We start from the raw sequence: 9,300 nt of genomic DNA on the forward strand, positions 1-9,300 counted from the left end.
GCTCTAGCCAACCATGTCCCATGCCAACGGCTCGCCCCGCTTGAGGGTCCTCGTCGCCGGCCTGCCTAGCACCGCCTCATAGTCGGCCGGGGGCAGGCCCTCGCCGGGCCGCACCGAGCGGACATTGGCCTTGGTCAGCATCTCGCCGGCCGCGACGTCTGCGGTCACGTAGAGCGAGCGGCGGAATTGACGATTGCCCCGTTCGGAGCCCAGCAGGTCGTAATTGACCCCGCCCAGCGCCTTCCAGGCGTTGGCGGTGTCATCGACCAGGGCGCGAAACTCGGCCGGCTCCAGGCTGAAGGCGGCGTCGGGGCCGCCGTCCGACCGGGCCAGGGTAAAGTGCTTCTCGATGGCGCAGGCGCCGAGGCTAACCGCCGCCACCGAGGCCGCCGTGCCCGGCGTATGGTCCGACAGGCCTATCGGGCAACCAAAGCGCTGGGCCATGTCGATGATGGTCCGCAAGTTCGCGTCTTCGAAGCGGGCCGGATAGCTGGAGACGCAGTGCAGCAGCAGCACCCCCGCCGCGCCAGCGTCCAGGGCGGTGTCGAGAGCGGTCTGCATTTCCGCGAGATTGGCCATGCCGGTCGAGATGATCAACGGCTTGCCCTGCTTGGCGGCGTAGCGGATCAGCGGCAGGTCGACGGCCTCGAACGAGGCGATCTTGTAGGCGGGGGCGTCGAGCCCGGCTAGCAAATCGACGGCGGTCTCGTCGAACGGACTGGAGAACAGGGTCACGCCCCGCTGGCGGGCGCGCTCGAACAGGGCCGCGTGCCATTCATAGGGGGTCTGGGCCTCCTGGTAGAGCTCATGCAGGCTGCGCCCGTCCCACAGGCCGCCGTGGATCTTGAACTCGGGGCGGTCGACATCCAGCGTGATGGTGTCTGCGGTGTAGGTCTGCAGCTTGATGGCGTCGCAGCCGGTGTCGGCGGCGGCGTCGACCATGGCCAAGGCGCGGTCGAGGGAGCCGTTGTGGTTGCCGGACAGCTCACAGATCAGATAGGGCGCGTGGTCGGCGCCGATCCTGCGGCCGGCGATCTCGATGAAGGGGGCGGTCATGGGCGCAGGCTCTGTGTACGGGTTTCTGTAGATTAACCGTGAAATCGTGGACGAGGCGTCAATACCGCTTCCGGAACAAAGAGGAATTGTTCAGTGAACCTCTATGTGATCAGGTTGACCGAACCCCTGGGGCGCCCTTTGTCACAAGCGCAAAAGCTCTTTGAGAAGATGAAGCGTAACCCAAAGGGAGACTGGCGCATCGCCGACATCGAGGTGGTCTGCCGTCACTTTGGCCTGATCTGTAAGCCACCGTCGGGCGGAGGGTCGCACTACACTGTATCGCATCCATCGGGCTTTGGAGGCCCATGCGTTCCCGCGCGCCGCCCGATCAAGCCCGTGTACATTCGGGCTTTTGTGGCCTATATTGAGGGGCCCAAGGGGCCCGCGAATGATGTCTAGTAGCGACTACAGGATCAACATTGAGCCGCTCTCCTTGGAAGATGGCGGCGGGTTCTTGGCGGTGGTCCCTGAACTGCCCGGTTGCATGTCTGACGGCGAGACCGAGGCGGAGGCTTTTAGCAACGCGCAAGAAGCCATCATTGATTGGATCGCGCACGCCGCGAGCAAAGGCCAAAAGCCACCCAAGCCGATGAGGCGTTACTACGCGCTAGGCTAGCGGTCGGTCATGTAGGCCAGCGCGGCCGTTATGTCATCGGCTTCCAGATACGGATATTCCGTCAAGATCTCGGCCGCGGTCATGCCCGCCGCCAGCATTTCCAGAACGTCCTGCACGCCTATCCGCATCCCGCGCAGGCAGGGTCGGCCGCCGAGCTTGCCCGGATCGATCGTGATGCGTTCCAACAGCGGGTCCATGCCCGCAATATAGCGCCAAACCCCAGCGACGAAAAGCACGCCCCAAACCGCTCGCCGCGCCATCGCGCGCGGACGGAATCGATACTATATCTGCCGCCATGTCCACGCTCGAACCTCGCCACACCCGCTGCCTGATCATTGGCTCAGGCCCCGCCGGCTATACCGCCGCCATCTATGCCGCTCGCGCGCTGCTGAAGCCCGTGCTGATCGCCGGCATCCAGCCCGGCGGCCAACTGACCATCACGACCGATGTCGAGAACTATCCCGGCTTCGCCGACGTCATCCAGGGCCCGTGGCTGATGGACCAGATGAAGGCCCAGGCCGAGCATGTGGGCACGGAGTTCGTCGCCGACATCGTGCTGAGCGCCGACCTCTCCAAGCGCCCGTTCCACATCACCACCGACAGCGGCCAGGATTGGTACGCCGAGACCGTGATCATCGCCACCGGCGCCCAGGCCAAGTGGCTGGGCCTGCCGAGCGAGGCCGCCTATCAGGGCTTCGGGGTCAGCGCTTGCGCCACCTGCGACGGCTTCTTCTATCGCAACAAGGCGGTCTTGGTGGTCGGCGGCGGCAACACCGCCGTTGAAGAGGCCCTGTTCCTCACCAGCTTCGCAAGCAAGGTCACCCTGGTCCACCGCAAGGACGAACTGCGCGCCGAGATGATCCTGCAGGAGCGCCTGCTGGCCCACCCCAAGATCGAGGTGATCTGGGACAGCGCCATCGACGAGGTGCTTGGCCAGAGCAATCCGCCGGGCGTCACGGGCGTGCGGCTGAGGAACGTCAAGACCGGCCAGACCCAGCAGGTCGACTGCGACGGCGTGTTCATCGCCATCGGCCACGCCCCATCATCGGAACTCTTCAAGGACCAGCTGGAAACCCACGCGGGTGGCTATCTGACCGTCAAGCCGGGCACGACCGCCACCGCCATCGCCGGCGTCTACGCGGCCGGCGACGTCACCGACGACGTCTACCGCCAGGCGGTCACCGCCGCTGGCATGGGCTGCATGGCGGCGCTCGAGGCCGTGCGCTTCCTGGCCGAGGAAGACCACAGGAAGGCTCACCACCCGATCAGCCACCACGAGGCCGAGAAGATCGGGGTTTGGTAGCCAAGGCCGTCGATCCGCGTCATGACCACCAGCCGTTACTCCCCCGTCGGCTTCTCCGACTTTCGCCGAGGGGGAGGACCTTGCGCCTCGCCTCCACGCCGCTAGTCTCGCCTCATGACCCATCGCCGCCTCGACCGCCGCGCGCTGCTGATCGCCGCTGGCCTGCTCGCCGCCTTTCCCGCCGTCGCCCAGGTGACCGCGCCGCCGCCCGCGCCCCTCGCCAAGCCCCCGGTCCGCGTCGCGTTGCAGACCCCCCAGGGCCGGATCGTCATCGAACTGAACGTCGACAAGGCCCCGATCACCAGCGCCAACTTCCTGCGCTACGTGGATCGCAAGCTCTATGACAAGGCGACCTTCTTCCGCGCCTCGCGCGCGCCCGGCGCGGTGGACTACGGCCTGATCCAGGGCGGGCTGCAGAATGTCGGGGCCCTGGCGCCGGTCGCCCATGAGCCCACCACCCTGACCGGTCTCAAGCACCTGGACGGCACGGTGTCGATCGCCCGCAACGCCCCCGGCACCGCCACCTCGGACTTCTTCATCTGTATCGGCGACGCGCCCTATCTCGACGCCAACCCGGCCACCCAAGGTGACAATGCCGGCTTCGCCGCCTTCGGCCAGGTGGTCGAGGGCATGGACGTGGTCAAGACGATCCTGGCCCTGCCCACCCCGGGCAAGGCGATCAATCCGGTGATGAAGGGCCAGATCCTCGACCCGCCCGTGCCGATCACCTCGGCGCGGCGCGTGGCGGAACCAGCAGGGCCAGAGGTCAGGACGCCGCCGAAGGTCTAGAGCAAGCCGCGCGATATAGGAATCGCACGGCTTGCTCTAGGCTTTTGTTTTCGCATCGCTTTTGCGGAAAACCGGTGGCCACTTTTCCGCGCGATGCTCTAGGATGGCTTGATCGGGAGCGAATTCCTCGTCCTTCGACAGGCTCAGGATGAGGAATTCGAGTTCAACCGCCGCAAAACCAACCCTCATCCTGAGCTTGTCGAAGGACGAGGTCCCCCATCTGCCGCCATCTGCCGCCAGTTGCTGACACCGGCTGTCAGCAGTCCCTCTAGCCGCGGCCGTCCACAGCCCCTACTTTCGTCCCCATGGCTCGCACTCCACCGACCGAACTCGGCGCCGCTCCCGCAGGCGTCGCCGACGCCTCGACCCCGTTCCTCTACGACGCCGCCCTGGAGAGGGAGGCTGACGGCTCCCTGCCCATGCTGTGGCAGCCGCACCGTCCGTCGCGACCTGAGAAGTCGGAGGGCGGCCGCAAGTTCAAGCTGGTCAGCGACTATGAACCGGCCGGCGACCAGCCGACGGCCATCGCCGAGCTGGTCCAGGGCCTCAAAGACCGCGAGAGCGACCAGGTGCTGCTGGGCGTCACCGGCTCGGGCAAGACCTTCACCATGGCCAAGGTCATCGAGGCCACCCAGCGCCCGGCCCTGATCCTGGCCCCCAACAAGACCCTGGCCGCCCAGCTCTACAGCGAGATGAAGAGCTTCTTCCCCGACAACGCGGTCGAATATTTCGTCAGCTATTACGACTACTACCAGCCCGAGGCCTATGTCCCGCGCACCGACACCTACATAGAGAAGGACAGCTCGATCAACGAGCAGATCGACCGCATGCGCCACTCGGCGACCCGGGCGATCCTGGAGCGCGACGACGTCATCGTGGTCGCCTCGGTCTCCTGTATCTACGGCATTGGCTCGGTCGAGACCTATACGGCCATGACCTTCAGCCTGGCGGTCGGCGACACCGTCAACGAGAAGCAGATGATGGCCGACCTGGTGGCCCAGCAATACAAGCGCAACGACGCCGCCTTCGAGCGCGGCACCTTCCGCCGGCGCGGCGACACCATCGAGATCTTCCCCGCCCACTACGAGGACCGCGCCTGGCGCGTGTCGCTGTTTGGCGATGAGGTCGAGGCCATCAGCGAGTTTGACCCGCTGACCGGCAAGAAGACCGGCGACCTGGAGACCATCAAGGTCTACGCCAACAGCCACCACGTCACCCCGCGCCCCACCCTGCGCCAGGCGATCATCTCGATCCGCGCCGAGCTCAAGGAGCGCCTGGCCTGGATGTTCGAGAACGGCAAGCTGCTGGAGGCCCAGCGCCTGGAGCAGCGGACCAATTTCGACCTCGAGATGATCGAGACCACCGGCTCCTGCGCCGGCATCGAGAACTACAGCCGCTACCTGTCGGGCCGCCAGCCGGGCGAGCCGCCGCCGACCTTCTTCGAATATATCCCCGACAACGCCCTGCTGTTCACCGACGAGAGCCACCAGACGGTTCCGCAGATCGGCGCCATGTACAAGGGCGACCGCAGCCGCAAATGGACCCTGGCCGAGTACGGCTTCCGCCTGCCCTCCGCCTTGGATAACAGGCCGCTGAAGTTCGAGGAATGGGACGCCATGCGGCCGCAGACGGTCCATGTCTCGGCCACCCCGGCCAAGTGGGAGATGGAGCGGGCCGGCGGGGTGTTCGCCGAGCAGGTGATCCGGCCCACCGGCCTGATCGACCCGCCGGTCGAGGTCCGCCCGGTCTCCAAGGACGGGGCCAGCCAGGTCGACGACGTCATCGACGAGGTCCGCCAGGCCAAGGCCGCCGGCTACCGCACACTGATCACCGTCCTGACCAAGAAGATGGCCGAGGACCTGACCGAATACATGAACGAGCAGGGCATCGCCGTGCGCTACATGCACTCCGACGTCGACACCATGGAGCGGATCGAGATCATCCGCGACCTGCGCCTGGGCCAGTTCGACGTGCTGGTGGGCATCAACCTGCTGCGCGAGGGCCTCGACATCCCCGAATGCGGCCTGGTGGCCATCCTCGACGCCGACAAGGAAGGCTTCCTGCGCTCGGAAACCTCGCTGATCCAGACGATAGGCAGGGCCGCGCGCAACGTCGACGGCAAGGTCATCCTCTATGCCGACCGGATCACCGGCAGCATGGAGCGGGCCATGGGCGAGACCAGCCGCCGCCGCGAGAAGCAGCACGAATACAACCTCGCCCACGGCATCACCCCCGAGAGCGTCAAGCGCGACATCAAGGACATCATGAACTCGCCGTACGAGCGCGGCGACCGGGTGACCGTGCCGATCGGCGGAATCGGCCAGGGCAAGGACGCCAAGCCGTTCAGCGGCGACAATTTCAAGGCCGCGTTGAAGGACCTGGAATCCCGCATGCGCGAGGCCGCCTCGAACCTGGAATTCGAGACCGCCGCCCGGCTGCGCGACGAGATCAAGCGGATGAAGCTGATGGATTTGGAGTTCGCCAACGAAGCCCTGACGGGGGTTGGCGAGACGGTGGACAAGGCGATGCCTGGCCGCGTGCGCAAGGAGCTGCGGGCCGAGCAGGCGGAGGCGTTTCGGAAGGGGCGGCTGTGAGTGGATGGGCCGCAGGAACGTTTTGCCAACTCGGCGCTTGCTGTGCTAATTTTTTCGTGCTCATATGAGGTTCGGAAAATTAACAAGGACCGGATATGCCCGTTCTCGCTGAAGAGTTTGAAGTGGTGCCTCGGTTGGAGCAGCTTGGCCTTACAAAGGCTGAATTGTTTGATGTGGTGCGGGCTGCCGTAGGCGCTCGTCGAAATGCCACCCCCTTTCATCCACTGAGCGCGGGTGGGCTCTTGGGCTGGATTGCGGGCACCGCCCATTTGCGCCGCATCTTCACTGCCCGAGGTTGGGATATCTGCCGCCGAGACAACATCGAAGCGATCTTCAACTCCGAGACCGGCATCAAGATCATTTATCAAAACGCCGATCGAGCCGGCGATCCACTGTTCGATCCGGTCGCCTCATCGAAGAAGGGCGCTGGCGCCGCGAGAGCCGTTGAGCTTGGGCAGTACGAACTCTTCCCCGAAGTCAGGGAAAGGGAAGTTGTCGAAATCACCGCCCCGACTTGGTGCTTGTTCGTCTACGCCGACGGACCAGACGTTCGCGCGGAACTGTCGTGCCCTCAGGCAATCAACGGTGAGCAATTTGACGGTTTCCACGAACGGATTTTGCTGATTCAAAAGGGCGAGTGGGACAGCCCCGATGCGCTGGCGGACGACACGCCTTCCATCGACTTCGAGGTGTCCGTTACTCGGAAAAACTGACGAGTTGTATGTTTAATCCCCGCAGACTCACTCTCGGCCGGAAGCGGCGGAAGCTAACGGCGCGCGCCCTAGCTTCCGCCGTCGGCATTTCGCCGATCACGCTTTCTCGTCTCGAGAACGGCGTAAACGCACCTGAGGAAGATACAATTGCCGCGCTAGCCGGGGCACTCGACTTTCCACGTGAGTTTTTCTTCGGTGCGGATTTCGATGAATTGCAGGCCGAGGCTGCCAGTTTCCGAAGCTTAAGCTCGATGACAGCGAAAGAGCGCGAGGGGGCGTTAGCTGCTGGAGCTCTCGCATATCTGTTTCATGACTGGGTGGTTGAACGCTTCAATCTTCCGGAATCGGACGTACCCAACTTGGGAGCCGAGGCGACACCTGAAGCTGCCGCGCAATACGTTCGCGAACATTGGGGCTTGGGCCAATTGCCAATACCCAACATGGTAAAGTTGCTTGAAGCAAAGGGAGTGCGAGTATTTTCGCTCTGTGAGGATACAAAAAACGTAGATGCGTTCTCTTGCTGGAGAAATTCTCAATCTTTCGTATTCTTAAATACTTTTAAATCAACCGAACGCAGTCGATTTGATGCCGCTCACGAGCTTGGCCACTTGGTAATGCATCGGCATGGCGCGCCTGAAGAAGGCCGTCAGGCTGAGGCTGAGGCCGACCAATTTGCATCATACTTCTTGATGCCAACGGATGATCTCGCGAGCCGCATTCGAAACATCACGAGCGTAAACGAACTAGTTGACGCCAAAAAGAGGTGGGGCGTTTCGGTAGCCGCCCTTAATTATCGCCTTAATAAAATGGGCGTCATCAGTGAATGGCAAAATCGTAGCTTCAATATTGAAATTTCAAGTAGAGGATACAGATCAAAGGAGCCATCCGGTCTTCCGCCTGAAACTTCCATCGTTTGGCCGCAGGTTCTTGGGTCCCTTTGGGCGGACAAGGTCACCCGAGACCATATTGCCGCTGAGCTTCATCTACCTACGCACGAGCTAGAAAGCATGCTCTTTCAGCTTCTGGGGCGTAGTAATGACAAGGTTGGTAGTGGGAAAATTCGGCTTGTCGCGAGCAACGAGTAGGGCGCGGCGCGGAGCACCGTCTTTAAGTGACCTGTCTAGATCAGCGATCGTTGCGCCGTGAGATGAAAGGCTGGCTCCCCTTCGCAAGGAAGGGCAAGCTGCCGGCAGGGGGAAACATGCGCGATCAATATGCCGGCGATGTATCCGACTATCTGAAGTTCGCGTTTCTCAGACGCGTGGTGACCCCTGCCGAGACCTTGGGCGTCGCCTGGTGGTGGCTCGCGGGGCATGACGGTCGCAGCGACGGACGGCACGACGAGTATCTGACGGACTCTCGCTGGAAAGTGCTGGACCCCAAACTATTCGACATGCTCGCCGGTCGCCCGGCCCGCGACGTCGCGGCGCTTGAGGCCCTGGACCTTTGGCCAGCGCGGCCGGTGTTCCATCGCGAAGCCGTGCCGGGCAAGCGGGCGCGGTCAGAGTGGAGCGCGGGAATGCTGACGACCTTGGCGCCAGCGAGCATCATCTTCGCTGACCCGGACAACGGCGTGTCGCGGCCCGGCGGCGTCTCGCCCAAGAGCGCCACGATCGACGAAGCCCTGGCCCTTGCCTCACGCGAGCGTCCTGTCTTGCTCATCCGCTTTCCGCATCGGCTGAACAGCCACGATGAGCAGCTCGCGCAATATCACACGGCCTTCGCGGCGCAGCGCCCCGTCACGGTGCGCACCTGCGTCCGCGTGCCCAACGCCAATGGCTCAACCTCGCCACGCATCCGATGGTTCACAGCGCTGAACCCGACACCGGCGATCACGGCCGGGATCGAAGCCTTCGCGAGCGCCGTCCGACTGCTGCCGGGCGCAGCGGCCTCCGTGAACTAAGCTCCGAAGCGCCCATCCCCCAACGACCGTCATTCCCGCCCTTGTGGCGGGAACCCCTCTGTCCACCGCAAGGGTGGAGGAGTGGCGCGCCGGCGCGCCAAGGCGGCTCGCCGTCGGCTGAACCAGGGGTTCGCGCCACAAGGGCGGGAATGACGGTTGAGAGGGGGTGCGGCTCGGTAGGCGTTGGGCGAAAGCTCCCCATCCGGCCCGGATGCGGCCAGGCCTTAAACCCTTGGGGGATGGGAGCTCTGGCGTCTGACGGTGTCAAGGACCGGCCTCTGGCCGGCCGCGGCGCGGCGGTCCCTGCGGGACCGTCCTTGACACCG

10 protein-coding genes and 1 pseudogene are annotated in these 9,300 nt (G+C 64.0%); 8 read left to right on the forward strand and 3 right to left on the reverse strand.

Going from position 1 to position 9,300, the window contains the following annotated elements; genetic code table 11:
* Positions 1–3 precede the first annotated feature (3 nt).
* Positions 4–1,056 (reverse strand): pseudaminic acid synthase, encoded by a 1,053-nt coding sequence (gene pseI / locus ACP7AG_RS15265; protein WP_426031834.1) that lies wholly within the window; start codon positions 1,054–1,056, stop codon positions 4–6.
* A gap of 388 nt (positions 1,057–1,444) precedes the next feature.
* Here pseI and ACP7AG_RS15270 point away from each other — a divergent pair, with 388 nt between their 5' ends.
* Positions 1,445–1,672 (forward strand): type II toxin-antitoxin system HicB family antitoxin, encoded by a 228-nt coding sequence (locus ACP7AG_RS15270; protein ID WP_426031836.1) that lies wholly within the window; start codon positions 1,445–1,447, stop codon positions 1,670–1,672.
* On the opposite strand, the gene ACP7AG_RS15275 is transcribed toward ACP7AG_RS15270, so the two are convergent.
* Positions 1,669–1,908, reverse strand: a complete 240-nt coding sequence (locus tag ACP7AG_RS15275) for a DUF433 domain-containing protein (protein WP_426014467.1) — start codon at positions 1,906–1,908, stop codon at positions 1,669–1,671. The two genes, ACP7AG_RS15270 and ACP7AG_RS15275, sit on opposite strands and share 4 nt — an antisense overlap.
* Before the next feature lie 59 nt (positions 1,909–1,967).
* Here ACP7AG_RS15275 and trxB point away from each other — a divergent pair, with 59 nt between their 5' ends.
* Positions 1,968–2,975, forward strand: coding sequence for a thioredoxin-disulfide reductase (trxB, locus tag ACP7AG_RS15280; RefSeq protein ID WP_426031838.1), 1,008 nt, complete (start codon positions 1,968–1,970; stop codon positions 2,973–2,975).
* A 114-nt stretch (positions 2,976–3,089) separates the two neighbouring features.
* On the forward strand, positions 3,090–3,764 hold the full coding sequence (locus ACP7AG_RS15285; RefSeq protein ID WP_426014462.1) for a peptidylprolyl isomerase: 675 nt from the start codon (positions 3,090–3,092) through the stop codon (positions 3,762–3,764).
* Positions 3,765–3,800: 36 nt separating this feature from the next.
* Here ACP7AG_RS15285 and ACP7AG_RS15290 read toward each other — a convergent pair whose 3' ends face one another.
* Entirely contained in the window at positions 3,801–3,953 is a 153-nt protein-coding gene (locus ACP7AG_RS15290; protein WP_426031840.1) for a hypothetical protein, read from the reverse strand.
* A 116-nt stretch (positions 3,954–4,069) separates the two neighbouring features.
* Here ACP7AG_RS15290 and uvrB point away from each other — a divergent pair, with 116 nt between their 5' ends.
* The 5 genes and pseudogenes from uvrB to ACP7AG_RS15315 all read left to right on the forward strand — a co-directional run.
* Positions 4,070–6,358, forward strand: a complete 2,289-nt coding sequence (gene uvrB, locus ACP7AG_RS15295) for an excinuclease ABC subunit UvrB (protein WP_426031842.1) — start codon at positions 4,070–4,072, stop codon at positions 6,356–6,358.
* Between the two features lie 95 nt (positions 6,359–6,453).
* A complete protein-coding gene (locus tag ACP7AG_RS15300; RefSeq protein ID WP_426031844.1) occupies positions 6,454–7,071 on the forward strand; it encodes a hypothetical protein in 618 nt (205 codons plus the stop codon).
* An 8-nt stretch (positions 7,072–7,079) separates the two neighbouring features.
* The gene (locus ACP7AG_RS15305) at positions 7,080–8,156 is read left to right on the forward strand and encodes a helix-turn-helix domain-containing protein (protein WP_426031846.1); all 1,077 of its coding nucleotides are present in this window, start codon (positions 7,080–7,082) and stop codon (positions 8,154–8,156) included.
* 116 nt (positions 8,157–8,272) lie between these two features.
* Positions 8,273–8,974, forward strand: coding sequence for a hypothetical protein (locus tag ACP7AG_RS15310; protein ID WP_426031848.1), 702 nt, complete (start codon positions 8,273–8,275; stop codon positions 8,972–8,974).
* Between the two features lie 14 nt (positions 8,975–8,988).
* Positions 8,989–9,129 (forward strand): annotated as a pseudogene (locus ACP7AG_RS15315) (hypothetical protein); the annotation flags it as partial.
* Between the last annotated feature and the right edge of the window lie 171 nt (positions 9,130–9,300).

Source organism: Caulobacter sp. DWP3-1-3b2, assembly GCF_049896325.1.
Classification (GTDB): Bacteria; Pseudomonadota; Alphaproteobacteria; order Caulobacterales; family Caulobacteraceae; genus Caulobacter.

Excerpts from the sequence above, each read along its gene's own strand:
- pseI (WP_426031834.1), bottom strand. The coding sequence starts at position 1,056 with ATGACCGCCCCCTTCATCGAGATCGCCGGCCGCAGGATCGGCGCCGAC.
- ACP7AG_RS15270 (WP_426031836.1), top strand. The coding sequence starts at position 1,445 with ATGATGTCTAGTAGCGACTACAGGATCAACATTGAGCCGCTCTCCTTG.
- trxB (WP_426031838.1), top strand. The coding sequence starts at position 1,968 with ATGTCCACGCTCGAACCTCGCCACACCCGCTGCCTGATCATTGGCTCA.
- ACP7AG_RS15285 (WP_426014462.1), top strand. The coding sequence starts at position 3,090 with ATGACCCATCGCCGCCTCGACCGCCGCGCGCTGCTGATCGCCGCTGGC.
- ACP7AG_RS15290 (WP_426031840.1), bottom strand. The coding sequence starts at position 3,953 with ATGAGGGTTGGTTTTGCGGCGGTTGAACTCGAATTCCTCATCCTGAGC.
- uvrB (WP_426031842.1), top strand. The coding sequence starts at position 4,070 with ATGGCTCGCACTCCACCGACCGAACTCGGCGCCGCTCCCGCAGGCGTC.
- ACP7AG_RS15300 (WP_426031844.1), top strand. The coding sequence starts at position 6,454 with ATGCCCGTTCTCGCTGAAGAGTTTGAAGTGGTGCCTCGGTTGGAGCAG.
- ACP7AG_RS15305 (WP_426031846.1), top strand. The coding sequence starts at position 7,080 with ATGTTTAATCCCCGCAGACTCACTCTCGGCCGGAAGCGGCGGAAGCTA.
- ACP7AG_RS15310 (WP_426031848.1), top strand. The coding sequence starts at position 8,273 with ATGCGCGATCAATATGCCGGCGATGTATCCGACTATCTGAAGTTCGCG.